Below are 25,184 nucleotides of genomic sequence, written 5' to 3' on the forward strand. Positions count from 1 at the left end.
TATTCACAAGCATTTGAAGGAACCGACATGACGCCGTCCGATGTGAAAGCCACGCTATCGTTTTCCGATGGTTCCCCCAGCGTTGAGCTGCCGATCTACAAGGGCACTGTTGGCCCGGACGTGATCGACATTCGCAAACTGTACGGTCAGACCGGCAAGTTCACGTACGACCCGGGGTTCATGTCGACCGCCTCCTGCAACTCGAAGATCACCTACATCGACGGTGACAAGGGTGAGCTGCTGTACCGCGGCTACCCGATCGAGCAACTGGCCGGGAAGTGCGACCACCTCGAGACCTGCTACCTGCTGCTGAAGGGCGAGCTGCCGAACGCCAAGCAGAAGGAAGATTTCGTGAACACGGTGATGAATCACACGATGGTTCACGAGCAACTGCAGTTCTTCATGCGCGGTTTCCGCCGTGACGCCCACCCGATGGCCGTGCTGACGGGCCTGGTTGGCGGCATGAGCGCGTTCTACCACGACGCGATGGACATCGACGATCCGCAACAGCGCGAGATCTCGGCCATCCGCCTGATCGCCAAGATGCCGACCCTGGTCGCCATGGCGTACAAGTACAACATCGGCCAGCCCTACATCTATCCGCAGAACGACCTGTCGTACTCGGGCAACTTCCTGCGCATGATGTTCGGCACGCCGTGCGCGCCGTATCACGTGAACCCGGTGCTCGAGCGCGCGCTCGACCGCATCTTCATCCTGCACGCCGACCACGAGCAGAACGCATCGACCTCGACCGTGCGTCTGGCCGGTTCGTCGGGCACGAACCCGTTTGCCGCCATCGCCGCTGGCGTGGCCTGCCTCTGGGGCCCGGCCCACGGCGGCGCGAACGAAGCCGCGCTCAAGATGCTGGAAGAGATCGGCAGCGTTGACCACATCAACGAGTTCATCAAGCAGGTCAAGGACAAGAACTCGGGCGTGCGCCTGATGGGCTTTGGCCACCGCGTGTACAAGAACTACGATCCGCGCGCCAAGCTGATGCGCGAAACCTGCCACGAAGTGCTGAACGAACTGGGCCTGCACAACGACCCGCTGTTCAAGCTGGCCATGGAGCTCGAGAAGATCGCGCTCGAGGACGAATACTTCGTGAGCCGCAAGCTGTACCCGAACGTGGACTTCTACTCGGGTATCGTGCAGCGCGCACTGGGCATCCCGACTTCGCTGTTCACCTGCATCTTCGCGCTGGCACGTACGCCAGGCTGGATCTCGCAGTGGGAAGAAATGATTACCGATCCCGAGTACAAGATCGGCCGTCCGCGCCAGCTGTTCAACGGCGCCTCGAGCCGCGACGTGCCGGATATGGCCAAGCGCTGATCGCATCCGCTGTCGTACCAAAAGCCCCCGACCTCGGTCGGGGGCTTTTTTTTGGCTTGTTGGTTTTCCTGCGTTTGTTGGCTAACGCAATTTAATGCGCACCACAATCGTGATAACGCCAATTTGAGCCTTATTCTGCTGTTGAAGGGTTGCAAAACTCAGCATTTATTGTGCAAATTTCCGCATTATCAGGAATCTTTGCTTCAAGCTGGTGCAACTTCTCCCTATAATGGCGACTGCTTTGCCGACGGCACCCGGGCCACCCTTCCGGTTGCGCCGTGCCGGCCAGGCGGGGCAGGCGACGCGCTTGCGCAAGAGACATGAAGGACACCCGGGCACCCCGGGTGTCAGCAATGCCGGGCCCCGCACCTCTCCATTCCTTCGCTGGCCCGCATCCCTCCGTTCGCTTGCGCGAGTCAGGCCGACTCTGCCCGGTAGACCCATACATACCCAGAACAGAGGAGCTCCTGATGACGACTTCCCGTCTTACGTCCATTTCCGTCGCCGCTGCCATGGCGACGGCCGGCCTTTTCGCTGCGACCCAGGCCAGCGCGGAAACCGTCAAGATTGCCATCGCCGGTCCGATGAGCGGCGCGGTCGCCCAGTACGGCGATATGGTGAAGGCCGGCGCGCTGACCGCCATCGAACAGATCAACGCGGCTGGCGGCGCCGGTGGCAACAAGCTCGAAGCCGTGCTGATGGACGATGCCTGCGAGCCGAAGCAGGCCGTGGCCGTTGCCAACAAGATCGTCAGCCAGAACATCCGTTACGTGATCGGCCATGTGTGCTCGGGCTCGACGATTCCGGCCTCGGACATCTACGAGAACGAAGGCATCGTGATGGTGACGCCGTCGGCCACCGCGCCGCAGCTGACCGAGAACAAGAAGCGCAAGTTCATCTTTCGCACGATCGGTCGCGATGACCAGCAAGGCCCGGCCGCCGCGCAGTACATCATCGGCAAGGTCAAGCCGAAGAAGGTCGCGATCCTGCACGACAAGCAGTCGTACGGTCAGGGCATCGCCAGCTCGGTGCGCAAGGACCTGGAAGCCGCCAAGATTCCGGTGGCGGTGTTCGAAGGCATCAACGCCGGCGACTCCGACTACTCGGCCGTCATCACCAAGCTGAAGTCGCAGGGCGTGGACTTCGTGTACTTCGGCGGCTACCACCCGGAAATGGGTCTGCTGCTGCGCCAGGCGCGCGAGCAGGGCGTCAAGGCCACGTTCATGGGTCCCGAAGGCGTGGGCAACAAGGACGTGACCGCGATCGCCGGTCCGGCTTCCGAAGGCATGCTCGTGACGCTGCCGGCCGACTTCTCGGCCGATCCGGCCAACGCGGCGCTGGTCAAGGCCTTTGCCGACAAGAAGCGCGATGCCAACGGCGCGTTCCAGATGCCGTCGTACGCCGCGGTGCAGATCATCGGCGACGCGATCGCCGGGGCCAAGAGCACCGACCCGACGAAGGTGGCCGCGTATATGCACAAGAACGCGTTCCAGACCCCGATCGGCAAGGTCGAGTACGACGAGAAGGGCGACCTGAAGGCGTTCAAGTTCGTCGTGTACACGTGGCACAAGGACGCCACCAAGACGGCCGCGAACTAAGCGCCGTGGCTTGATCCTTCGCACGGAAGACACCCCATCCGCCCGTCTGTACGACTGGGGCGGGCGGGGTGTCGTCGCATCGCCGGCTCCCCATCGGGCGCGCGTGCGATGCATCCTTCGATGCACGACACACGCGCACCATGAATGAATTCCTCCCACAGTTCACCCAGCAGCTGGTCAACGGCCTGACGCTGGGTGCGATCTATGCGTTGATCGCCATCGGCTACACGATGGTCTACGGCATCATCGGCATGATCAATTTCGCCCACGGCGAGATCTACATGATCGGGGCCTATGTGGGCCTGGTCACGCTGACCGCGATTGGCGCGCAGGCGGGCTACCCGCTGCCTCTCGTGCTCGGCGCGGCACTGATCGTCTCGGTGGCGGTCACCGGCCTGTACGGCTTTGCGGTCGAGCGCGTGGCGTACCGCCCCTTACGCGGCGGACCACGGCTGGTGCCGCTGATCTCGGCCATCGGCATGTCGATCTTCCTGCAGAACTATGTGCAGATCGGGCAGGGCGCGCGCGACGTGTCGGTGCCGCAGCTGATCTCGGGCGCCATCGAATTTCAGATGGGCGGCGACTTCGTCGTCACGGTGCCGTATTCGCGCCTGCTGATCGTTGGCGTGACGCTGGTGCTGATGATCGCGCTGACGCTGTTTATCGGCCGCTCGCGCATGGGCCGTGCCTGCCGCGCGTGCGCGGAAGATATGCGCATGGCCAACCTGCTCGGCATCGATACCAATCGCGTGATCTCGTTCACGTTCGTGCTGGGCGCGATGCTTGCCGCGGTGGGTGGCGTGCTGATCGGCCTGACCATCGGCAAGCTCAACCCGTATATCGGCTTTATCGCCGGCATCAAGGCGTTCACCGCGGCCGTGCTCGGCGGCATCGGCAGCATTCCGGGCGCGATGCTCGGTGGCGTGCTGCTGGGTCTCGCCGAAACCTTCGCCACGGGGTATATGCCCGCCGAGTACAAGGATGTGGTCGCGTTCGGCCTGCTGATCCTCGTGCTGCTGTTCCGTCCCACCGGCCTGCTCGGCAAGCCTGATATCGAGAAGGTGTAATCCGATGACTCATTCCCTCAAGAATGCCGTCACCGCTGCAGTGATGACGGCCATCCTCACGATTCCGATCCTCGGCCTGCAGTTGAAGCTCGAGGGCTACAAGGTCGTGCTCGAGCCGCACTGGCAGCCGGTGTGGCTCGCGGTAGGCGCGGTCTTCCTGTTCCAGCTGTTCCGTCCGTTTTTTGCCCGGGCCGGGCGCGCGATCAAGGTGCCCGCGCTCTCGTCACTCTCGTCGCGTATGCAGCTCGGCACGCGCGAGCAACGCGTGGTGATCTGGGTGCTGCTCGCGGTCGGCCTCGTGTTTCCGTTCTTCGGCTCGCGCGGCGCGGTCGATGTGGCAACGCTGGCGCTGATCTACGTGATCCTCGGCCTCGGGCTCAATATCGTGGTCGGCTATGCGGGCCTGCTCGATCTTGGCTACGTGGGCTTCTACGCGGTGGGCGGGTACACCTACGCGCTGCTGAACCAGTACTTTGGCCTGACGTTCTGGGAGTGCCTGCCGCTCGCGGCCGCGCTGTCGGCGACGTTCGGCTTCGCGCTCGGATTCCCGGTGCTGCGCCTGCGTGGCGACTACCTGGCCATCGTCACGCTCGGCTTTGGCGAGATCATCCGCCTGCTGCTGAACAACCTGACCAGCCTGACCGGCGGTCCGGACGGCGTGTCGGGCATTCCGAAGCCGAGCGTGTTCGGCATCGAGATGGCGCGCAGTGCAAGCGTGGAGGGCACCAGGACGTTTCATGAGCTGATCGGCCTCGACTACAGCGGCCAGCACATGGTGATCTTCCTGTACCTGCTGGCACTGCTGCTGGTGGGCTTTACGCTGTTCGTGACCAGCCGCCTCGTGCGCATGCCGATGGGCCGCGCATGGGAAGCGTTGCGCGACGACGAGATCGCGTGCCGCTCGCTCGGCCTCAATCCGACGCGCATCAAGCTGTCTGCATTTACGCTCGGCGCTTCGTTTGCCGGCCTGGCGGGCGCGTTCTTCGCGGCGCGGCAGGGGCTGGTCAATCCGGAGTCGTTCACGTTTATCGAATCGGCGCTGATCCTGGCCGTAGTGGTGCTCGGTGGCATGGGCTCGCAGCTCGGCGTGATCCTCGCCGCGCTCCTGCTGACGGCGCTGCCCGAGATGGCGCGCGGGTTTGCCGAATACCGCATGCTGATCTTCGGTCTGGTGATGGTATTGATGATGATGTGGCGTCCGCAGGGCCTGCTGCCCGCGAGCCGTCCGCACGTGGAGTTGCCGCGATGAGCGCCGAACTGCTGAAAGTATCGGGTCTGCAGATGCGCTTCGGCGGTCTGCTGGCCGTGGATGGCATCGACTTCGATGTGCGTCGCGACGAGGTCTTCGCGATCATCGGCCCCAATGGCGCGGGCAAGACCACGGTGTTCAACTGCGTCGGCGGCTTCTACAAGCCCACGGCCGGCGACGTGTCGCTCGAGGGCGCGCCGATCGCGGGCCTGTCGAGCCATCAGGTGGCGCGGCGCGGACTGGTGCGCACGTTCCAGAACATCCGGTTGTTCAAGTCGCTGACGGTGGTGGAGAACCTGCTGGTGGCGCAACACCTGCAGGTGAAATCCGGCATTCTGCGCGGCCTGTTTGCCACGCCCGCATATCGTCGCGCCGAACGCGAGGCGCTCGAGCGTGCCGCGGTCTGGCTCGAACGCATGAACCTGACGGCGGTGGCCAACCGCGAGGCGGGCACGCTGTCATATGGCCATCAGCGCCGGCTCGAGATCGCGCGCTGCATGATCACGCAGCCACGCCTGCTAATGCTCGACGAACCCGCGGCCGGTCTCAATCCGCAGGAGAAGGTGGAGCTGCAGCAGCTGATCGACGCGCTGCGCCACGAGTTCAATATCTCGGTGCTGCTGATCGAGCATGACATGAGCCTCGTGATGGGGGTGTCCGACCGCATCCTCGTAATGGAACACGGCCGGCCGATCGTGATCGGCAAGCCGGAAGCGGTGCGCAACGACCCGCGCGTGATCAAGGCCTACCTGGGAGAGGACTGATGCTGAAGCTGGAACAAGTCCATACCCACTACGGCGCCGTGGAGGCGCTGTCGGGGGTGTCGATCGAAGTCAACAAGGGCGAGATCGTCACGCTGATCGGCAGCAACGGCGCCGGCAAGACCACGCTGATGATGACCGTGTGCGGCTCGCCGCGCGCGTCGAGCGGCCGTGTGCTGTTCGAAGGGCAGGACATCACGGGCCTGGACACGCATCGCATCATGCGGCTGGGCATGGCGATCTCGCCCGAAGGCCGCCGGGTGTTTCCGAGCCTGACCGTGCTCGACAACCTCAAGATGGGCGGCTTCTTTGCCAATCGTCATGAGATCGAGGCGGGCATCGCCCACGTGTTCAAGCTGTTTCCGCGTCTGGAGCAGCGCGCGGGGCAGCGGGCGGGCACGATGTCGGGTGGCGAGCAGCAGATGCTGGCGATCGGCCGCGCGCTGATGAGCCGGCCGCGCCTGCTTTTGCTCGACGAGCCGACGCTCGGGCTGGCGCCGCTTGTCATTGCGCAGATTTTTGACATCATTCGCACGATCCGCGCGGAGGGCGTCACAGTCTTTCTGGTCGAACAGAACGCCAACAAGGCGCTGCAGGTGGCCGATCGCGGCTACGTGCTGGAGACCGGCCGCGTGGTCCTGGCCGACACCGGTGCCAATCTGCTGGCCAACGACCGCATCCGCGCCGCCTATCTAGGTGGCTGAGTGGGTGGCTGAGTGGGTGGCCAGGCGCCATCTTTTCGCCAACCGCGAAATCCCCCTTTCGCCAATCACATTACAGCCGGAGTGCCCAATGGGCCCCGGCTGGCCGCTGCCTTTTCACGGTACGTGGCATAATCCATTGCGATGTCAAGCAATCGCCGTTGCCACCTAAATGGCTGCACAATCGCGGTGACATCGCCGTAAAAAACAATCCCCTGCAAACCACATTGCGGATCGGTGCCGTCCCTTGCCCGGACGGTGGCGGTTCGCCCCCCGCATCATGGCCAAGACGCTCTACGACAAACTCTGGGATGACCACACCGTCCACGTCGAGGAAGACGGCACCACGCTGCTCTACATCGACCGACACCTGCTGCATGAAGTGACGAGCCCGCAGGCGTTCGAGGGACTGAAGATCGCGTCGCGTCCGGTCTGGCGCATCAGCGCCAACCTGGCCGTGTCGGACCACAACGTGCCGACCACCGATCGCACCGAAGGCATCGCCGACCCCGTGTCGCGCCTGCAGGTGGATACGCTCGACGCCAACTGCGACGCGTTCGGCATCACGCAGTTCAAGATGAACGACCACCGTCAGGGCATCGTGCACGTGATCGGCCCCGAGCAGGGCGCCACGCTGCCCGGCATGACCGTGGTCTGCGGCGACTCGCACACCAGCACGCACGGTGCGTTCGGCGCACTGGCGCACGGCATCGGCACCTCCGAAGTGGAGCACGTGCTGGCCACGCAGACGCTGCTGGGCAAGAAGGCCAAGAATATGCTGGTCAGCGTGGAAGGCAAACTGCCGCGCGGCTGCACGGCCAAGGACATCGTGCTGGCAATCATCGGCAAGATCGGTACCGCGGGCGGCACCGGCTACACCATGGAATTCGCGGGCTCGGCGATTCGCGACCTGACGATGGAAGGCCGCATGACCGTGTGCAACATGGCGATCGAAGCCGGCGCGCGCGCGGGCCTGGTCGCGGTGGACGACGTCACGCTCGAATACGTGAAGAATCGCCCGTTCGCGCCGCAGGGCGTCGAATGGGATCAGGCGGTGCGCTACTGGAGCACGCTGCATACCGACGCGGGCGCGCATTTCGACAAGGTGGTGCAACTGCGTGCCGAGGACATTCGTCCGCAGGTCACATGGGGCACGTCGCCCGAGATGGTGGTCAGCATCGAGGACCGCGTGCCCGATCCCGAGAAGGAAAAGGATCCGGTCAAGCGCGGCGCGATGGAACGCGCGCTCGAGTACATGAACCTCGAGCCGAACGTGCCGATGGACGCGATCAAGATCGACAAGGTCTTTATCGGTTCGTGCACCAACAGCCGCATCGAAGATATGCGCGCCGCCGCGTGGGTGGTGCAGAAGCTCGGCCGCCGCGTGGCGAACAACGTCAAGCTGGCCATGGTCGTGCCGGGCTCGGGCCTGGTCAAGGCGCAGGCCGAGCGCGAAGGGCTGGACAAGGTGTTCAAGGCCGCTGGTTTCGAATGGCGCGAGCCGGGTTGCTCGATGTGCCTGGCGATGAACGCCGACCGTCTGGAACCGGGCGAGCGCTGCGCCTCCACCTCGAACCGCAATTTCGAGGGCCGGCAGGGCGCCGGTGGCCGCACCCATCTGGTGAGTCCCGCGATGGCCGCTGCCGCGGCGATCGAGGGCCATTTCGTCGATATCCGTAAGCTCGGCTGACCCCGGGCGCTCCCATCCCATCACTGTCTACGGTTATTTCGAAAGGCTTGAAGATGAAAAAGATCCTGATCGCGCTGCTGGCATTCGTCGGCATCCTGCAGCTGGCAGGCTGCAATACGGTCGCCGGTTTCGGCAAGGACACCCAGGCTGCTGGTCACGCGCTCGAGCGCGCCGCCAACAAGTAACGCGTAGCCATCAAGCGAGGCATTCCGCATCATGGATAAATTTACGGTTCACAGCGGCCTGGTTGCGCCGCTCGATCGCGAGAACGTCGATACGGACGCGATCATCCCGAAGCAGTTTCTCAAGTCGATCAAGCGCACGGGCTTTGGTCCGAACCTGTTCGACGAATGGCGCTATCTTGATGTCGGCCAGCCCGGCCAGGACAGCACCAACCGTCCGCTGAATCCGGACTTCGTGCTGAACCAGCCGCGCTACCAGGGCGCGTCGGTCCTGCTGGCACGCGACAACTTCGGCTGCGGCAGCTCGCGCGAGCACGCGCCGTGGGCGCTGGCGCAATACGGCTTCCGCGCGATCATCGCGCCGAGCTTTGCCGATATCTTCTTCAACAACTGCTACAAGAACGGGCTGCTGCCGGTGGTGCTGACCGCGCTGCAGGTGGACCACCTGTTCAACGAGACCAACGCGTTCAACGGCTACAAGCTGACGATCGATCTCGACAAGCAACTGGTCATGACGCCGGATGGCACGAGCTACCCGTTCGACATCACGCCGTTCCGCAAGTACTGCATGCTGAACGGCTTCGACGATATCGGCCTGACGCTGCGCCAGTCGGACAAGATCAAGACCTATGAAGCCGAGCGTCTGACCCGCATGCCGTGGCTGGGCAATCGCGTGGTCGGCTGACCTCTCAACGCATACGTACAGGAATCAGAAAGATGAAGATTGCAGTCCTGCCGGGCGACGGCATCGGCCCCGAAATCGTCGCGGAAGCGGTCAAGGTACTTGGCGCGCTCGACGAAAAGTTCGAACTGGAAACCGCGCCTGTGGGCGGTGCCGGCTACGAGGCCGAAGGCCATCCGCTGCCGGACAACACGCTCAAGCTCGCGCAGGAGGCGGACGCCATCCTGTTCGGCGCGGTGGGCGACTGGAAGTACGACAAGCTCGAGCGCGCGCTGCGTCCCGAGCAGGCCATTCTCGGCCTGCGCAAGCACCTGCAGCTGTTCGCGAACTTCCGCCCGGCGATCTGCTATCCGGAACTGACCGGCGCCTCGAGCCTGAAGCCCGAGCTCGTCGCCGGTCTGGATATCCTGATCGTGCGCGAACTCAATGGCGACATCTACTTCGGTCAGCCGCGCGGTCTGCGCGAGGCGCCGGACGGTCTGTTCAAGGGTGCGCGCGAGGCGTTCGACACGATGCGCTACAGCGAGCCCGAGATCCGCCGCATCGCCCACGTGGCGTTCCAGGCCGCGGCCAAGCGCGGCAAGAAGCTGTGCAGCGTGGACAAGGCCAACGTGCTGGAGACGTTCCAGTTCTGGAAGGACATCGTGATCGATGTCAGCAAGGAATATCCGGACGTCGAGCTGTCGCACATGTACGTGGACAACGCGGCCATGCAACTGGTGAAGGCGCCGAAGAGCTTCGACGTGATCGTCACCGGCAACATGTTCGGCGACATCCTGTCGGACGAGGCGGCGATGCTGACCGGCTCGATCGGCATGCTGCCGTCGGCGTCGCTCGACGCGAACAACAAAGGCTTGTACGAACCGTCGCACGGCTCCGCGCCGGATATCGCGGGCAAGGGCATCGCCAATCCGCTGGCGACTATCCTGTCGGCGGCCATGATGCTGCGCTACTCGCTGAACAAGGCCGAGCAGGCGGACCGCATCGAAAACGCGGTCAAGAAGGTGCTGGCACAAGGCTTCCGCACGGCCGATATCCTGACGCCGGGCTGCAAGCAGGTGGGTACGCGCGAGATGGGCGAAGCCGTTCTGGCGGCGCTGTAAGTTCGCCGCGGGTTGTAGCGGGAGTGGGTCAAATGGCCCGCCCCCGCAGTATTTCCCTGCGGCATCGCCGCAAAATATCGTGTAGACTCGCCCGCATGGCCATCTTCCAGTCCACCCCGACTGCACTCTCTATCGCTGTCTCCGCCACCCGCGGATCGACTGGCGTGGAGTCGCATGGCCCGGCGATTACCGCAACGACGATTAAAAGCATTACCAAAGCGATCCCCTAGATCGTTCGTCGTGCCTGCCCGTCTTCCCCGCGCAGCCACGCCGGGCGAGGAAAATGGCGGGGAAGTTCAAATCACATCCGAGGTTAGTCATGATTGTAGGTCTCGTCGGTTGGCGAGGAATGGTCGGTAGCGTCCTGATGCAACGCATGCAGGAAGAGCGCGATTTCGACCATATCGAGCCCATTTTCTTCAGCACGTCCAACGCTGGTGGCAAGGCCCCGGCCATGGCCAAAAATGAAACCACGCTCAAGGACGCGAACGACATCGAAGCGCTGAAGAAGTGCGACGTGGTGCTGACCGCCCAGGGTGGCGACTACACCAACGATGTGTTCCCGCGTCTGCGCGCGGCCGGTTGGAACGGCTACTGGATTGACGCGGCCTCGTCGCTGCGCATGAAGGACGACGCGATTATCGTGCTCGATCCGGTGAACCTCGGCGTGATCAAGGATGCGCTGAAGAAGGGCGTCAAGAACTTCATCGGCGGCAACTGCACGGTCAGCTGCATGATGATGGGCCTTGGCGGTCTGTTCCAGCACGACCTGATCGAGTGGATGACCTCGATGACGTATCAGGCCGCGTCCGGCGGCGGTGCCCAGCACATGCGCGAGCTGCTGACCCAGTTCGGCACGCTGAACGCCGCGGTCAAGCCGCTGCTCGACAATCCGGCCTCGGCGATTCTCGAGATCGACCGCCAGATTCTGGCGACCCAGCACGGCCTGTCCGGCGAAGAGACCAAGCAGTTTGGCGTGCCGCTGGCCGGCAACCTGATTCCCTGGATCGACAAGGACCTGGGCAACGGCGTGTCGCGCGAGGAGTGGAAGGGCGGCGCCGAGACCAACAAGATCCTGGGTCGCGGCGAAGGCTTCCTGGGCGCGACCGGCGCCACGCCGATCGCCGTCGATGGTCTGTGCGTGCGAATCGGCGCAATGCGTTGCCATTCGCAAGCGCTCACTATCAAGCTGCGTAAGGATGTGCCGCTCGACGAGATCGAAGGCATGTTGGCCGCCAACAATCAGTGGGCGAAGGTGGTGCCGAATACGCGTGAGGCCAGCATGACCGACCTGACGCCGGCCGCTGTCACTGGCACGCTGACGATTCCGGTGGGTCGCCTGCGCAAGATGCAGATGGGCGGCGAGTACTTGTCTGCCTTCACGGTGGGCGATCAACTGCTGTGGGGCGCGGCCGAACCGCTGCGTCGTATGCTGCGCATTCTGATCGAAGCCTGACCTTCTGACTGCCTGGGCCGCTTTCGTTGCGGCCAGGCAACAGAATCGGCCGCTTTCCGAGCAACGCCGCGCCCGTGCGCGGCGTTGTTACGTTCCGGTGCGTTTTTTTCGCAGGCTTGCGTCACAATACAGCCGGCATTCGCTTGGCAGCGGGGGTCTACGTCGCTTACCGCGCCAGGCTTTTTGGGGTCGGGTTAATTCTGTTCATTAGAAAACAAACGGAGCACGGGGTGAGTGTGAACCTACATCGCCGGAAAGATGCGCCTACTGTCCGTCAGCGCTGGTCAACGCTGGCCGTGACGGCTCTCGGTCTGCTGCTCGCGCAGCCGGCCGCGTATGCCGCAGGGTTTGGACAACTACGGGTCCAGTCGAGTCTGGGGCAACCGCTCCAGGCTGAAATCGATATCAGTGGCGTTGCGCCTGAAGAGGCCGAGAGCCTCGTCATCAAGCTGGCATCGCCGGCCGCGTACGCGCGGGCCGGCCTTACGTACCTGCCGTCCGTCGGCAGCGTGCGCGTCAATGTCGAGCGTCGTCCGAATGGCAGCTATGTGGCCTTCGTGCGCTCGAATCAACCGATCAGCGAGCCGTTTGTCGACATCCTCGTCGACATGACGTGGGCCAGCGGCAAGGTGACGCGCGCCTACACATTCCTGCTCGATCCGGCCGGCAGCAAGCCCGCGCCGCAGTCGTTCGCGCCGACTACGGTCGTGCAGGCGGCGACGCCGGACGCCTCGCCGGCCGAGAATGCTCCCGCTCCGCTGGCTACGCCGACGCCGTCGGCCGCACCGATCGCCGGTGCGGAGTCCGCGCCTGCGCGCCAGCCGGCTCGGCCGCAACCCCAGCGTCGTGCACAGCAACCCGCGCCGCAGGCGGCGCCGGCCGACAATGCCGCGCCGGGCAGCTACACGGTCCAGCGTGGCGACACGCTGTACACCATCGCCGGTGACGCAACGCAGGGGGCCGAGTCGGTCTCGCTGGAGCAGATGCTGCTGGCGCTGTACCGCAATAATCCGAACGCGTTCATCGGCGGCAATATCAATCGCATCAAGTCGGGTGCGGTGCTCAAGGTGCCGTCGCCTGAACAGGCGCAGTCCGTGAGCCCGCGCGAGGCGCGCCGCGAAGTGATCGCACGCACGCAAGGCTTCGACAGCTATCGTGCGCGTCTGGCCGCCGCCGCTGCCGCCAAGTCCGTGGAAGGTGGCACGGGTCGCGAGCAGTCCGGCGCGGTGACCGCGCGTGTGCAGGAGCAGGCCGCGCCCGCCGCTGGCCCGCGCGACGAGCTCAAGCTCAGCAAGGGCGATCAGGGCGCGCAGGCCAAGGCGAATGCCCAGGCCGAGGCCAAGATCGCCAGCGACCGCAAGCTCAAGGACGCCGAATCGAAGCTCGCGCAGCTCGAGAAGAATGTCAGCGACATGCAGCGCCTGATGGAGCTGAAGAACGCGGAGATTTCGAAGCTCGCGCAGGCGAACGACGCGGCCAAGGATGCCGCCAAGGCAACTGCGGCTGCTACGGCGACCGCCGCGGCCACGCCCGCGCCGGCACCGACCGTGGTGCCGACGGAACCGCCGAAGGCCGATGTGGCCGCGACGGGCGCCGCGACCGGTGTTGCCGCGCCAGCGGCTCCGGCAGTCGCACCGGCAGTGGCAGCCGCCGCTTCCGATGCGGCCGCTCCCGGGGCGACGGTGGCGACCGTGACGGCCGCCGCGGCTTCGGCGCCGCAGGCTGCCGCGTCGAGCCCTGCTGCGACCGCCGCACCCAAGCCAGCCGTGCGGCCGCCGCAACCGCTGCCGCCCGAGAAGTCGTTCCTCGACGATCTGCTCGAGAATCCGATGCTGCTGCCGGGCGCCGGTCTGCTGATCGCGCTGCTGGGTGGCTACGCCATCTATCGCCGCCGCCAGAAGCAGAAGGCCACGGAAGGGCATGGCTTCGGTGACAGCATCCTGTCGCAGGAAAGCACGGTGATGGCCGGTGGCCATTCGCTGTTCGGTGCGGCCGGTGGCCAGAGCGTGGACACCTCGCAGCACAGCGTGTTCGGTGCGGACTTCCGCATCGGCAGCAATTCGGCTGATGCGACCGAGGTGGATCCGATCGCCGAGGCCGAGGTTTATATCGCCTACGGGCGCGACGTGCAGGCAGAGGAAATCCTGCGCGAAGCGCTTCAGCAGAATCCTGAGCGCCAGGCCATTCGCCTGAAGCTCATGGAGATTTACAGCACTCGTCAGGATGTGGAAGGTTTCCGAGTGATCGCAGAAGAAATGTTCGCCCAGACTGGCGGACACGGCGCGGACTGGCAACAGGCCGTGGAGATGGGCCGCAAGCTCGATCCGAGCAATGCGTTGTATTTGACGGTAGCGCCGGACACGGCTGGCGATCAGGACACCCGGACGCCCGCTGCGGACCAGTGGCGCACGCAGGACCCCGCGTCGAACCTGCAGCAGCCGCCCCCGGTGGCCACGCTCAGCGATATCGCGCTGCCGCTGGACGGCTTTCCGGCACCGGCGGCAGGGGAGCCCATCGTGGCGCCGCAGTCGGCCGCACTGGCGTTCGGTGGTGCTTCGGGTGCTCAATTCGGCGCCGAGCTGAATACGCCGCAGCCGGCGTCGATCGATATGCTCGATGAGAGCCTCGATCTGCCCGAATCGGACGCAGGCCAACGCCTGACGGCCTCGTTCGACGCGCCCGCGCTGGATACCCCGACGCGTTCGCGTCCGCTCGAGTTCGACATGTCGGGCCTTTCGCTCGACCTGAACGCGGGTGGCGATGCGCTGGCGAAGGACACGGTCCGCGAGGACGCGCCCGCACCGGTGCGCGTGCCGCAACTCGACGAAGCGACGATTCCGCTGCCCGCGCCGACGATGCTGCAGGACGGCAGGCTCGTGGAGCCGATCGACCTGTCGCGCGTCACGTCCGAACACCGCAGCGAGGATACCAACGGCGTTGCGCCGAGTACGCTCTCGTCGGTGGGCATGGATGGTGGCCGCGACATGCAGATCAAGCTCGATCTGGCACGCGCCTACATCGAGATCGGCGACAAGGAAGGTGCCCGCGAACTGCTGCAGGAAGTCGTGGACCAGTCGCAGGATCCGCTGCAGGCCGAAGCTCGCACGCTGCTGCGCGACGTGGCCTGAAGGTAAGCAACAGAAGGCTGGGCGCAGAGTCTTGAGCGCCTGAGTCGCGAGCGCACTACGCGCTGCGTTATCATTGAGGTCCGCGAACGATGCGCCGGAAGCGTTCCTTCCGGCGCATTTGTTTTTAGCGCCCTGATCGAACCTCATGAACCGCATCGCCATCGGTCTCCACTACGACGGAGCCGCTTTTTCGGGCTGGCAGTCCCAGCCGCATCGCAATACCGTACAGGACCACCTCGAGGACGCGATCGAGCGTTTTGCCGGCGTGCGCCTGCCGACCACGGTGGCCGGCCGCACCGATGCCGGCGTGCATGCGCTCGGGCAGGTGATCCACTTCGATACCGAACTGTCGCGCGACCGCTTCTCGTGGGTGCGCGGCGTCAACGCGTTCCTGCCGCCATCCATTGCGCTGCAATGGGCGCTGCCCGTAGACGATGGCTTTCATGCACGTTTTCTGGCATACGAGCGCACGTATTACTACGCGCTCTACACGGGGCCCAATCGCGTGCCGCTGGTGCATGGCCGCGCCGGCTACCTGATGCTGCCGCCGGGTCGGGGGCTCGACGTCGACGCCATGCGCGAGGCCGCAGCCTGTCTGCCCGGCGAGCACGATTTCTCGTCCTTCCGTGCGGCCGAGTGCCAGGCGAAATCGCCGGTCAAAACGATGTACGACGTGACCATCGAGGCGGACGGCGCCTGGCTGTTCGTGCGCTTCCGCGCCAGCGCGTTCCTGCATCACATGGTGCGCAACCTGATGGGCAGCCTCGTTGCGGTGGGGCGCGGGCGCTATCCGGCGAGCTGGATGGCTGAACTGCTGGCCGCGCGCGATCGTAGCCGCGCGGCACCGACCTTCATGCCCGATGGCCTGTACCTGGTCGGCGTAAAGTATCCTGAGCCTTACGAGCTTCCGGCGGTAGATACGTCCGCCAGCCTCTTCCATGGAGTATTTGCCGATGACGGCGTCTGACAGTTCGAACGCCCCCACGCCCGTGGCGATGCCCTACCGCACGCGCATCAAGATCTGCGGGCTCACGCGCGAGCAGGACGTTGCCGCCGCGGTGGACGCCGGCGCCGATGCCATCGGCCTGGTCTTCTATCCGGGCAGCCCGCGCTACGTCGAGGTGGCGCGCGCGGCGGCGCTGGCCGAGCGCGTGCCCCCGTTCGTGTCGGTGGTGGGTCTGTTCGTCAACGCGGACGCCGAGGAAGTGGCGCATGTGACCGAGCGTGTGCCGCTGACGCTACTGCAGTTCCATGGGGACGAGACGCCACAGCAATGCACGGACATCGCGCGGCGCTGCCGGCTGCCATTCATGCGTGCCGCCCGTGTCCGTCCGGGCCTCGATTTGGTAGAATTCGGCCATCAATACGCCGATGCTGCCGGTCTGTTGCTCGATGCCTTCGTGGAAGGGTACGGCGGCGGCGGCCACGTCTTCGACTGGACCCTGATTCCCCCCCAATGGCTCCCGCCTGCACCGACCGGGTCTCCGGTCAGCCCGGCCGCAAACGACGCTCCTCGCATCGTTTTGAGTGGTGGGTTGAACGCGCAAAACGTCACTGAGGCGGTCGCACGCGTGCGACCCTACGCCGTCGATGTCAGCAGCGGCGTGGAAGTTGCCAAGGGCGTCAAGGATGCCGCCCGTATTGCCGCGTTCGTGCGCGCGGTCCGCTCCGCGGAGGCTGGGTGATCAGGCCGATGGCCTGCACTCACATCCCCACACCTCCGCCCAAGTCATCAAGTCCCCGCGCGCCGCGCCGGGACCCTCTCTAAAGAGACTGGACATGTACGATCTGCCCGATTCCCGCGGCCACTTCGGCCCCTATGGCGGTGTTTTTGTTTCCGAGACGCTGATGCATGCGCTCGACGAACTGCGTCAGGCCTATGCGCATTACCAGAAAGATCCCGAGTTCGACGCCGAGTATCGCCGCGAGCTCAAGCACTTCGTCGGCCGCCCGTCGCCGATCTATCACGCGGAGCGCTGGAGCGAGATGCTCGGCGGCGCGCAGATCTTCCTCAAGCGCGAGGATCTGAACCACACCGGTGCGCACAAGATCAACAACGTGATTGGGCAGGCGCTGCTTGCGCGCCGCATGGGCAAGAAGCGCGTGATTGCCGAGACCGGCGCGGGCCAGCATGGTGTGGCCACGGCCACCATCGCGGCGCGCTTCGGCATGGAGTGCGTGGTGTACATGGGCGCGGAAGACGTCAAGCGTCAGGCCGCCAACATGTATCGCATGAAGCTGCTGGGCGCCACCGTGGTGCCCGTCGAAAGCGGCTCGCGCACGCTCAAGGATGCGCTCAATGAAGCGATGCGCGACTGGGTGACCAACGTCGAGTCCACGTTCTACATCATCGGCACGGTGGCGGGTCCGCATCCGTATCCGATGATGGTGCGCGACTTCCAGTGCGTGATCGGCGAGGAAGCCAAGGTGCAGATGCCCGAGCTGACCGGCCGTCAGCCCGACGCGGTGATCGCATGCGTGGGCGGCGGCTCCAATGCGATGGGCATCTTCTATCCGTACATCGAGCACAAGGACGTGCAGCTGATCGGCGTGGAGCCGGCTGGCGATGGTATCGAGACCGGCCGTCATGCGGCGTCGCTCACGGCCGGCGTGCCAGGCGTACTGCACGGCAACCGCACGTACCTGCTGCAGGATGCCAACGGCCAGATCATCGAGACGCATTCGGTCTCGGCGGGCCTCGACTATCCGGGCGTCGGTCCCGAGCATGCATGGCTCAAGGACAGCCAGCGCGCGCAGTACGTGAACGTTACCGACGACGAAGCGCTCAAGGCGTTCCACGACTGCTGCCGTATCGAAGGCATCATCCCGGCGCTGGAGTCGAGCCATGCTATCGCTTACGCGTGCAAGCTCGCGCAGACGCTGCCCAAGGACAAGCTACTGCTCGTGAACCTCTCGGGCCGTGGCGACAAGGACATGCACACCGTGGCCGAACGCTCTGGAATCCAGTTCTGATGCAAGCTGCCGACCCGACTGTTGACGTGCTCGACACGCCCAACCTGCGCCTGCACCAGGAAGACATGATCGAAGGGCTCGCCCGGATTCCGGACGGTTCGATCGATCTCGTCGTCGCCGACCCGCCTTACGGACTGGGCAAGGACTACGGCAACGATTCGGACCTGCTTTCCGGGCAGGCCTACCTCGACTGGTCCGTGCGCTGGATGGACGCGCTGATTCCGAAGATCGCGCCGCGCGGTTCGCTGTACCTGTTCTGCACGTGGCAGTATTCCCCGGAGTTGTTCGTCATGCTCAAGCAGCGCATGACGATGATCAACGAGATCATCTGGGATCGCCGCGTGCCGAGCATGGGCGGCACCACGCGCAAGTATTCCTCGGTGCACGACAACATCGGCTTCTTCGCACGCCAGCGCGACTACTACTTTGATCTCGACCCCGTGCGCATTCCGTACGATGCCGAGACCAAGAAGGCGCGCAGCCGCCCGCGTTTCGAGGGCAAGAAGTGGCTCGAGGTCGGCTACAACCCCAAAGACCTGTGGAGCGTGCCGCGGATCCATCGCCAGGACCCCGAGCGCGCCGACCATCCCACGCAGAAGCCGCTCGAGATCGTCGAGCGCATGGTGCTGGCCAGCTGCCCGCCGGGTGGCCTCGTGCTCGATCCGTTCTCGGGCAGCGGCACCACGGCCGTCGCATGTCTGCGCCACGGCCGGCGCTTTGTCGGGTTCGAGATCAACGAGACCTACATCGAGGTGGCCCGCCAGCGCGTGACCGCGACGCAGCCCGCGCTGATGCCTGTCGCCGATGACGCGGTTGCCGATGAGGCAGCGGTTGATGCGAAGGAAGAGGGCGCACAGGCCGAGGCATCCAATACTACCGACGCGGCCAACGACGACGTTGCGTCCGCGAGCGGCACCCTAATCTGAGGACCGACATGTCCCGCATTCAGAAAACGTTCGCGGCCTTGGCCGCGCAGAACAAGAAGGGCCTGGTACCGTTTATCACGGCCGGCGATCCCGCCCCGGCGCTGACCGTGGATCTCATGCACGCGCTCGTGGCCGGTGGCGCCAATGTGATCGAGCTCGGCGTGCCGTTCTCCGATCCGATGGCCGATGGCCCCGTGATCCAGCGTGCTTCCGAGCGCGCGCTCGCGCAGGGCGTCACGCTCGCGCATGTGCTCGAGTGGGTGGCCGAGTTCCGCAAGACCGACGGCGACACGCCGGTGGTGCTGATGGGCTACGCCAATCCGGTCGAGCGCATGGGGATCGAGGCCTTTGCCGCCGCCGCCAAGGCAGCCGGCGTCGACGGCGTGCTGATCGTCGACTATCCGCCCGAGGAGTGCGAAGCGTTTGCCGCGCTGATGCGCGCCAATGGCATCGACCCGATTTTCCTGCTCGCGCCGACCAGCACCGATGCCCGCATCGAGGCCGTGGCGCGCGTGGCCAGCGGCTACCTGTACTACGTGTCGCTGCGTGGCGTGACCGGCTCGGCCGCGCTCGACCTGGACAGCGTGGCGCAGCGCATTCCGCTGATCAAGCGTCATGCGAACCTGCCGGTGGGCGTGGGCTTCGGCATTCGCGACGCGGAGAGCGCGCGCGCGATCGGCGAGATGGCCGATGCGGTGGTGATCGGCAGCCGCCTGGTGCAATTGCTCGAAGATACCCCGCGCGCGCAAGCTGCCGAAGCGTTGCGCGCATTCATCGCCGACATCCGCGTCGCCCTCGATCGCTGAGCGTATGTGACGGCACGACGACGCGTGAAGCCACTAATTGTGCTTCATGCGTCGCAAAAGCTTCGAATCGCTTCGGCGGGGGACCCCCGCCGTGGTAAATTCGCGGCCTGAATTCCGTAAGGAGCTTTCATGAGCTGGTTGGATAAACTCCTACCTCCCAAGATTCAACAGACCGACCCCTCCACCCGCAAGGGCATTCCGGAAGGTCTCTGGGTCAAGTGCCCCGCGTGCGAAGCCGTTCTGTATCGGACCGACGTCGAGGCCAATCTGCATGTTTGTCCGAAGTGCGATCACCACATGCGCATTCGTTCGCGCGAGCGCCTCGATGCGCTGCTCGACGCCGAAGGCCGCTACGAGATCGGCCAGGAAATCGTGCCGGTCGATGCGCTGAAGTTCAAGGACACCAAGAAGTATCCGGACCGTATCAAGGCCGCGATGGACGAGACTGGCGAGACCGATGCGATGGTCGTGCTGGGCGGCGCCATCCATACGATCCCCGTGGTCGTGTCGTGCTTCGAGTTCGAGTTCATGGGCGGTTCGATGGGCTCCGTGGTGGGCGAGCGCTTTGCGCGTGGCGCCCAGGCGGCGCTCGAGCAGAAGGTGCCGTTTATCTGCATTACCGCCACCGGTGGCGCGCGCATGCAGGAAAGCCTGCTGTCGCTGATGCAGATGGCCAAGACCACGGCCATGCTGAACGAGTTGTCGAAAGCCAAGCTGCCGTTTATCAGCGTGCTGACCGACCCCACGATGGGCGGTGTGTCGGCGAGCTTCGCGTTCCTGGGCGATGTCGTCATCGCCGAGCCCAAGGCTCTGATCGGCTTTGCCGGTCCGCGCGTGATCGAGCAGACCGTGCGCGAGAAGCTGCCGGAAGGCTTCCAGCGCGCCGAGTTCCTGCTGCAGAAGGGCGCGATCGACATGATCGTCGATCGCCGCAAGCTGCGCGCCGAGATCGCGCAACTGCTCGCGTTGCTGCAGAAGCAGCCGGCAGACGCGGTGGCCTGACAGCCGCCGCCGGCAATACGGAATGGCGCGGGCAGTTGACGCGCCGTTTTTCATTTGGCGCGACAATACGGGTCCGCGTGCGCCGGCACTCGACACGTTTCCGCCGGTCCAATGCTTGTACTTATCCTCCGCAGTCCGCTGACCCGCTGAAATGCCCATCTTTCATAACCTCCCCGACTGGCTGGCCCATCTGGAAACCGCGCACCCGGTCGGTATCGACATGGGCCTGACCCGCATCACGCGCGTCAAGGAAGCCCTCGGCCTGCGCATCGACGCCGTGGTCTTCACGGTGGGCGGCACCAACGGCAAGGGTTCGACCTGCGCGATGCTCGAGCGTATTCTGCTCGAGGCGGGCTACAAGGTGGGCTGCCATACCTCGCCGCATCTGATCTCGTTCAACGAGCGCGCGCGGGTGAACGGCGAGTTCGCCACCGACGCGCAACTGCTGCCGCATTTCGAGGCGGTGGAGCGCGCGCGCACGAGCTTTGCCGATCCGGTCAGCCTGACGTACTTCGAGTTCACCACGCTCGCGATCATCCATCTGTTCGCGCACGCGGGGCTCGATGCAATGGTGCTCGAGGTCGGGCTGGGCGGGCGCCTCGATGCCGTCAACGTGATCGACACCGACTGCGCGGTCATCACGAGCGTCGATATCGATCACACACAGTACCTTGGCGACACACGCGAGAAGATCGGCTTCGAGAAGGCCGGCATCTTCCGTCCGCACGTCCCCGCGATCTGCGGCGATCCGCTGCCGCCTCAGTCGATGATCGCGCACGCTGAAGAGATCGGTGCCGACCTGTGGCTGGTCGGCCGCGATTTCCAGCATCAGGCGTCCAAGGGACAGGAGCGCCAGCAATGGGACTGGAGTAGCCGCGAGCGCAAGCTCAACGGGCTTGGCTACCCGGCGCTGCGCGGGGCCAACCAGTTGCTGAATGCCTCGGCCGCGCTGGCGGCGCTGCAGGCCATGCGGCCGCGGTTGCCGGTCAGCGCGCAGGAAGTGCGCAATGGGCTGGCGTTCGTCGAGTTGCCGGGCCGCTTCCAGGTCATGGCAGGGCGTCCGACCGTAATTCTGGATGTGGCGCATAATCCGCATGCGGCGGCCACGCTGGGCCAGAACCTCGAGAACATGGGGTTCTTTCGCTACACCTATGCGGTGTTCGGCGCGATGCACGACAAGGACATCGCCGGCGTACTGCAGCACCTGGGCGACAAGGTCGACCACTGGTGCCTGTGCGACCTGCCCACCGAACGCGCGGCCAGTGCGGCTGAGCTGCTCGAGACGCTCGAGGGTACAGGCTTTCACACCGGACCGGATAATTCGGCCACGTGTTTCGCAAGTCCGGAACTCGCGTATCGGGACGCCCTGAGCAGAGCCACTGAGGATGATAGAATTCTGGTCTTCGGATCGTTCTACACGGTTGCAGGCGTATTGGCATATCGGGCCACGCAGGCAAATTAACTGATCGACCTCGAACCATTTCTCTGGGCATCCATGGGCCTGCTTTCGCTGTTCTCGTCCCGCAAGTCGGGCAAAGAGTCGACGGGCAACTCGACAGGAAGAGACGCATCTTCCGAGCGCGGGCGGCGTTCGCGCACCGATTCTTCCACGGCCTCACGTGGCCGCGCGTCGAGTGCGTCGAGTGAGTACGCCGACGACACCCTCGATCCCGATTTCCCGCAGAAGCAACGCGCGCGCCGGCGTCTGATCGGCGCGGTGGTGCTGCTCGCCGTGGCGATCATCGTGCTGCCCATCATCTTCGAACACAAGCCGCGCCCGGTGTCGGAAGACATTGGCGTGAAGGTGGCCAACGGCCAGGCGCAGAGCCAGAAGCCGAAGGTCGAGCCACGCAAGGCCGACCCGCTGCCACCGGCGCCCGCCGCGGCACGCAATGACGCCGCGCTCGATGCCGGGGAAGAAATCGTCAATGCCGCCGTTGCCAGTCCTTCGAGCAGCGCCGCCAAACCTGCCGACGCGAAGCCGGCCGAGGTGAAGGTCGCCGACAAGCCGGCTGAGGTGAAGGCCGCCGCCAAACCGGCGGACAAGGCAAGCGGCAGTGGCAAATACCTGATTCTGATTGGCGCGTTCGCTTCGGAAGAGCGCGCGAAGAACTGGCTGGCCAAGCTCAAGGAGAGCAAGGTGCCGGCCTATGTGGAAAAGAAGACGCTCGCCGATGGCGAGCGCAACCTGTTGCGCGCGGGACCGTTCAGTGACCGCGAAGCCGCCGAGGCGGCTGAAAAGCGCGTGCGGGCCATTGGCCTGACGTCGAAGCTGGTGGAACAGTAAGCGCCGGTTGCAGCAATCATTGCAAGCCGACCGACCGGCCCCATCTTCGAGTAACGCGCGGTTGTCCGCATGACAGGCATGGCATTGACCTTTTTTGACTACGGCGTGGCCTTCATTCTGGTGGCGTCGGCATTGATCGGCATCCTGCGTGGGCTGGTGCGGGAGCTGCTGGCCCTGGTGGGCTGGATAGCGGCGCTGGTGGTCGCGTATCACTTTGGTGCGACGGTGGCGGGCTGGATGCCCGAGTCGCTGCCGGGTGGACAGTTGACGCGCACGGCGCTGGGCTATGTGGCGGTGTTTCTCGCGGTATGGATCGGTGCTGCGCTCGCGGGCACGGTGCTGGGCCAGTTGCTCGAAACGACCGGGCTCAAGCCCGCCGATCGCGGCCTGGGACTGATCTTCGGGCTGGCGCGCGGCGCGTTATTGATCATGGTGATCGTCACGGTGGCGAGCCTGACCAAACTGCCCGAGGAACCGTTCTGGCGAGACGCGGTGTCGCGGCCCTACGTGACGCAGGCCATGCAGGCCGCGCGGCAGTGGCTGCCACCGGAGCTGGCCAGGTACGTGAAGACCTGATCATCGATTTCCGGAACCCGCATCACGGTTGGGTTCCGAACAACGCGGGTTCGCTCTCAGGGCGGGCCGCGCCCCTGAATTTTTGCGATTTTTTGCATTCCGTTGGGAGCTTGGCATGTGCGGTATCGTCGGCGTTGTCTCTACTTCGCCTGTCAACCAATTGATTTATGACAGCCTGCTGCTGTTGCAACATCGCGGGCAAGATGCAGCTGGCATCGCCACCGCCAACGGCAGCACCTTCCACATGCACAAGGCCAACGGTCTCGTGCGCGATGTCTTCCGTACCCGCAACATGCGCGGCCTGCCCGGCGCGGCCGGTATCGGCCAGGTACGTTATCCGACCGCGGGTTCCGCTTCCAGCGAGGAAGAGGCGCAGCCGTTCTACGTGAATGCCCCGTACGGCATCATGCTGGCGCACAACGGCAACCTGACCAACTGGCGGCAGCTGCGCGAGGAAATGTTCCGCCGCGACCGTCGCCACATCAACACGCATTCCGACTCGGAAGTGCTGCTCAACGTGCTGGCCGACGAACTGCAGCGCGCGAGCAACGGCAATTCGCTGGACCCCGAGCTGATCTTCCGCGCGGTGGCCGGCATGCATCGCCGCGTCAAGGGCGCGTACGCGATTACCGCGCAGATCGCGGGCTACGGCATGCTCGCCGTGCGCGATCCGTTCGGCATCCGTCCGCTGTGCCTCGGCAGCGTCGATACGCCGACCGGCAAGGAATACATGGTCGCATCGGAGTCGGTGGCGCTTGAAGGCATCGGCTACACGATGGAGCGCGACGTGGCGCCTGGCGAGGCGATCTTCATCGACCTCGACGGCAAGATGTACAACAAGCAGTGCGCCGACAATCCGATCCTGACGCCGTGCATCTTCGAATACGTGTACCTCGCGCGTCCTGATTCGTGCCTGGATGGCGTGCCCGTGTACGACGCGCGTCTGCGCATGGGTGACTACCTGGCCGAGAAGATCCGGAAGGAGATCTCGACCGGTGACATCGACGTGGTGATGCCGATTCCCGACTCGAGCCGTCCGGCCGCGATGCAGGTGGCCAACAGCCTCGGCGTGGATTATCGCGAAGGCTTCTTCAAGAACCGCTACGTGGGCCGCACCTTCATCATGCCGGGCCAGGCGGTGCGCAAGAAGTCGGTGCGTCAGAAGCTCAACGCCATGGGCGTGGAGTTCAAGGGCAAGAACGTGCTGATCGTCGATGACTCGATCGTGCGTGGCACCACGTCGTTCGAGATCGTGCAGATGGCGCGCGACGCCGGCGCCAACAAGGTGATCTTCGCGTCGGCGGCGCCGCCCGTGAAGTTCCCGAACGTGTACGGCATCGACATGCCCACGCGCAGCGAACTCGTGGCCCACGGCCGTACCGACGAAGAAGTCGCGCAGATGATCGGCGCCGACAAGCTCGTGTACCAGGACGTGGAAGCGATGAAGCAGGCCGTGCGCGACATCAATCCCGCGCTGCGTGACTTCGATGCCTCGTGCTTCGATGGCCGCTACATCACCGGCGATATCGATGAAGCCTACCTCGAGCGCCTCGAAACCGCGCGCAGCGAAGCGGATCGCGAAGGTGCGAACGCGAGCGGCGACACCGAGCGTTCGCAGCTGCATCTGCAGCGTTCGGGCGCCCACGAGTAATCGATACCGATAAGACG

The 25,184-nt window shown here is 64.8% G+C and carries 22 protein-coding genes; all 22 read left to right on the forward strand.

Annotated features, from left to right (window positions below):
* Window positions 1–27: 27 nt before the first annotated feature.
* Window positions 28–1,329, forward strand: coding sequence for a citrate synthase (gene gltA, locus LDO41_RS00705; protein ID WP_223980597.1), 1,302 nt, complete (start codon window positions 28–30; stop codon window positions 1,327–1,329).
* Between the two features lie 470 nt (window positions 1,330–1,799).
* Window positions 1,800–2,927 (forward strand): branched-chain amino acid ABC transporter substrate-binding protein, encoded by a 1,128-nt coding sequence (locus LDO41_RS00710; RefSeq protein WP_223980599.1) that lies wholly within the window; start codon window positions 1,800–1,802, stop codon window positions 2,925–2,927.
* Between the two features lie 140 nt (window positions 2,928–3,067).
* Window positions 3,068–3,994 (forward strand): high-affinity branched-chain amino acid ABC transporter permease LivH, encoded by a 927-nt coding sequence (livH, locus tag LDO41_RS00715; RefSeq protein ID WP_223980602.1) that lies wholly within the window; start codon window positions 3,068–3,070, stop codon window positions 3,992–3,994.
* A 4-nt stretch (window positions 3,995–3,998) separates the two neighbouring features.
* Window positions 3,999–5,243 (forward strand): high-affinity branched-chain amino acid ABC transporter permease LivM, encoded by a 1,245-nt coding sequence (locus tag LDO41_RS00720; RefSeq protein ID WP_223980604.1) that lies wholly within the window; start codon window positions 3,999–4,001, stop codon window positions 5,241–5,243.
* Window positions 5,240–6,007 (forward strand): high-affinity branched-chain amino acid ABC transporter ATP-binding protein LivG, encoded by a 768-nt coding sequence (gene livG / locus LDO41_RS00725; protein WP_223980606.1) that lies wholly within the window; start codon window positions 5,240–5,242, stop codon window positions 6,005–6,007. Before LDO41_RS00720 ends, livG begins: the two co-directional genes overlap by 4 nt.
* Window positions 6,007–6,708: an ABC transporter ATP-binding protein gene (locus LDO41_RS00730; RefSeq protein WP_223980608.1), complete on the forward strand. Its 702-nt coding sequence runs from the start codon at window positions 6,007–6,009 to the stop codon at window positions 6,706–6,708. Before livG ends, LDO41_RS00730 begins: the two co-directional genes overlap by 1 nt.
* Window positions 6,709–6,985: 277 nt before the next feature.
* A complete protein-coding gene (gene leuC / locus LDO41_RS00735; protein ID WP_223980610.1) occupies window positions 6,986–8,395 on the forward strand; it encodes a 3-isopropylmalate dehydratase large subunit in 1,410 nt (469 codons plus the stop codon).
* A 53-nt stretch (window positions 8,396–8,448) separates the two neighbouring features.
* Complete coding sequence (locus tag LDO41_RS00740) at window positions 8,449–8,580, forward strand: entericidin A/B family lipoprotein (protein WP_223980613.1); 132 nt, start codon at window positions 8,449–8,451, stop codon at window positions 8,578–8,580.
* Between the two features lie 31 nt (window positions 8,581–8,611).
* Entirely contained in the window at window positions 8,612–9,262 is a 651-nt protein-coding gene (gene leuD / locus LDO41_RS00745) for a 3-isopropylmalate dehydratase small subunit (protein ID WP_223980616.1), read from the forward strand.
* Between the two features lie 32 nt (window positions 9,263–9,294).
* Entirely contained in the window at window positions 9,295–10,362 is a 1,068-nt protein-coding gene (leuB, locus tag LDO41_RS00750; RefSeq protein ID WP_223980619.1) for a 3-isopropylmalate dehydrogenase, read from the forward strand.
* Window positions 10,363–10,681: 319 nt separating this feature from the next.
* Window positions 10,682–11,818, forward strand: a complete 1,137-nt coding sequence (gene asd / locus LDO41_RS00755; RefSeq protein WP_223980622.1) for an aspartate-semialdehyde dehydrogenase — start codon at window positions 10,682–10,684, stop codon at window positions 11,816–11,818.
* A 230-nt stretch (window positions 11,819–12,048) separates the two neighbouring features.
* Window positions 12,049–14,946 (forward strand): FimV/HubP family polar landmark protein, encoded by a 2,898-nt coding sequence (locus LDO41_RS00760; protein ID WP_223980625.1) that lies wholly within the window; start codon window positions 12,049–12,051, stop codon window positions 14,944–14,946.
* Window positions 14,947–15,091: 145 nt separating this feature from the next.
* Entirely contained in the window at window positions 15,092–15,913 is an 822-nt protein-coding gene (gene truA, locus LDO41_RS00765) for a tRNA pseudouridine(38-40) synthase TruA (RefSeq protein WP_223980629.1), read from the forward strand.
* The gene (locus LDO41_RS00770) at window positions 15,900–16,631 is read left to right on the forward strand and encodes a phosphoribosylanthranilate isomerase (protein ID WP_223980633.1); all 732 of its coding nucleotides are present in this window, start codon (window positions 15,900–15,902) and stop codon (window positions 16,629–16,631) included. The genes truA and LDO41_RS00770 overlap by 14 nt, the downstream gene beginning before the upstream one ends.
* Before the next feature lie 94 nt (window positions 16,632–16,725).
* Window positions 16,726–17,919: a tryptophan synthase subunit beta gene (gene trpB, locus LDO41_RS00775; RefSeq protein ID WP_223980636.1), complete on the forward strand. Its 1,194-nt coding sequence runs from the start codon at window positions 16,726–16,728 to the stop codon at window positions 17,917–17,919.
* Window positions 17,919–18,845: a DNA-methyltransferase gene (locus LDO41_RS00780; protein WP_223980638.1), complete on the forward strand. Its 927-nt coding sequence runs from the start codon at window positions 17,919–17,921 to the stop codon at window positions 18,843–18,845. The genes trpB and LDO41_RS00780 overlap by 1 nt, the downstream gene beginning before the upstream one ends.
* 8 nt (window positions 18,846–18,853) lie before the next feature.
* Window positions 18,854–19,651 (forward strand): tryptophan synthase subunit alpha, encoded by a 798-nt coding sequence (gene trpA / locus LDO41_RS00785; protein ID WP_223980640.1) that lies wholly within the window; start codon window positions 18,854–18,856, stop codon window positions 19,649–19,651.
* 129 nt (window positions 19,652–19,780) lie between these two features.
* Window positions 19,781–20,653 carry an acetyl-CoA carboxylase, carboxyltransferase subunit beta gene (gene accD, locus LDO41_RS00790; RefSeq protein WP_223980642.1) on the forward strand — a complete coding sequence of 291 codons (873 nt, stop codon included), beginning with the start codon at window positions 19,781–19,783 and terminating at the stop codon, window positions 20,651–20,653.
* Window positions 20,654–20,804: 151 nt separating this feature from the next.
* Window positions 20,805–22,115, forward strand: a complete 1,311-nt coding sequence (gene folC, locus LDO41_RS00795) for a bifunctional tetrahydrofolate synthase/dihydrofolate synthase (protein ID WP_223980644.1) — start codon at window positions 20,805–20,807, stop codon at window positions 22,113–22,115.
* A gap of 33 nt (window positions 22,116–22,148) precedes the next feature.
* Window positions 22,149–22,940, forward strand: coding sequence for an SPOR domain-containing protein (locus LDO41_RS00800; RefSeq protein WP_223980646.1), 792 nt, complete (start codon window positions 22,149–22,151; stop codon window positions 22,938–22,940).
* A 78-nt stretch (window positions 22,941–23,018) separates the two neighbouring features.
* Window positions 23,019–23,516: a CvpA family protein gene (locus LDO41_RS00805; protein WP_223980648.1), complete on the forward strand. Its 498-nt coding sequence runs from the start codon at window positions 23,019–23,021 to the stop codon at window positions 23,514–23,516.
* 115 nt (window positions 23,517–23,631) lie between these two features.
* Window positions 23,632–25,167, forward strand: coding sequence for an amidophosphoribosyltransferase (gene purF / locus LDO41_RS00810; RefSeq protein ID WP_223980651.1), 1,536 nt, complete (start codon window positions 23,632–23,634; stop codon window positions 25,165–25,167).
* Window positions 25,168–25,184: the final 17 nt, after the last annotated feature.

Origin of the sequence: Cupriavidus pampae (assembly GCF_914271485.1) — a bacterium.
Lineage (GTDB): Bacteria > Pseudomonadota > Gammaproteobacteria > Burkholderiales > Burkholderiaceae > Cupriavidus > Cupriavidus pampae.

What these genes read in the sequence shown, in the direction of transcription:
- gltA (WP_223980597.1), top strand. Translation starts at nt 28, where the DNA reads ATGACGCCGTCCGATGTGAAAGCCACGCTATCGTTTTCCGATGGTTCC.
- LDO41_RS00710 (WP_223980599.1), top strand. Translation starts at nt 1,800, where the DNA reads ATGACGACTTCCCGTCTTACGTCCATTTCCGTCGCCGCTGCCATGGCG.
- livH (WP_223980602.1), top strand. Translation starts at nt 3,068, where the DNA reads ATGAATGAATTCCTCCCACAGTTCACCCAGCAGCTGGTCAACGGCCTG.
- LDO41_RS00720 (WP_223980604.1), top strand. Translation starts at nt 3,999, where the DNA reads ATGACTCATTCCCTCAAGAATGCCGTCACCGCTGCAGTGATGACGGCC.
- livG (WP_223980606.1), top strand. Translation starts at nt 5,240, where the DNA reads ATGAGCGCCGAACTGCTGAAAGTATCGGGTCTGCAGATGCGCTTCGGC.
- LDO41_RS00730 (WP_223980608.1), top strand. Translation starts at nt 6,007, where the DNA reads ATGCTGAAGCTGGAACAAGTCCATACCCACTACGGCGCCGTGGAGGCG.
- leuC (WP_223980610.1), top strand. Translation starts at nt 6,986, where the DNA reads ATGGCCAAGACGCTCTACGACAAACTCTGGGATGACCACACCGTCCAC.
- LDO41_RS00740 (WP_223980613.1), top strand. Translation starts at nt 8,449, where the DNA reads ATGAAAAAGATCCTGATCGCGCTGCTGGCATTCGTCGGCATCCTGCAG.
- leuD (WP_223980616.1), top strand. Translation starts at nt 8,612, where the DNA reads ATGGATAAATTTACGGTTCACAGCGGCCTGGTTGCGCCGCTCGATCGC.
- leuB (WP_223980619.1), top strand. Translation starts at nt 9,295, where the DNA reads ATGAAGATTGCAGTCCTGCCGGGCGACGGCATCGGCCCCGAAATCGTC.
- asd (WP_223980622.1), top strand. Translation starts at nt 10,682, where the DNA reads ATGATTGTAGGTCTCGTCGGTTGGCGAGGAATGGTCGGTAGCGTCCTG.
- truA (WP_223980629.1), top strand. Translation starts at nt 15,092, where the DNA reads ATGAACCGCATCGCCATCGGTCTCCACTACGACGGAGCCGCTTTTTCG.
- LDO41_RS00770 (WP_223980633.1), top strand. Translation starts at nt 15,900, where the DNA reads ATGACGGCGTCTGACAGTTCGAACGCCCCCACGCCCGTGGCGATGCCC.
- trpB (WP_223980636.1), top strand. Translation starts at nt 16,726, where the DNA reads ATGTACGATCTGCCCGATTCCCGCGGCCACTTCGGCCCCTATGGCGGT.
- LDO41_RS00780 (WP_223980638.1), top strand. Translation starts at nt 17,919, where the DNA reads ATGCAAGCTGCCGACCCGACTGTTGACGTGCTCGACACGCCCAACCTG.
- trpA (WP_223980640.1), top strand. Translation starts at nt 18,854, where the DNA reads ATGTCCCGCATTCAGAAAACGTTCGCGGCCTTGGCCGCGCAGAACAAG.
- accD (WP_223980642.1), top strand. Translation starts at nt 19,781, where the DNA reads ATGAGCTGGTTGGATAAACTCCTACCTCCCAAGATTCAACAGACCGAC.
- folC (WP_223980644.1), top strand. Translation starts at nt 20,805, where the DNA reads ATGCCCATCTTTCATAACCTCCCCGACTGGCTGGCCCATCTGGAAACC.
- LDO41_RS00800 (WP_223980646.1), top strand. Translation starts at nt 22,149, where the DNA reads ATGGGCCTGCTTTCGCTGTTCTCGTCCCGCAAGTCGGGCAAAGAGTCG.
- LDO41_RS00805 (WP_223980648.1), top strand. Translation starts at nt 23,019, where the DNA reads ATGGCATTGACCTTTTTTGACTACGGCGTGGCCTTCATTCTGGTGGCG.
- purF (WP_223980651.1), top strand. Translation starts at nt 23,632, where the DNA reads ATGTGCGGTATCGTCGGCGTTGTCTCTACTTCGCCTGTCAACCAATTG.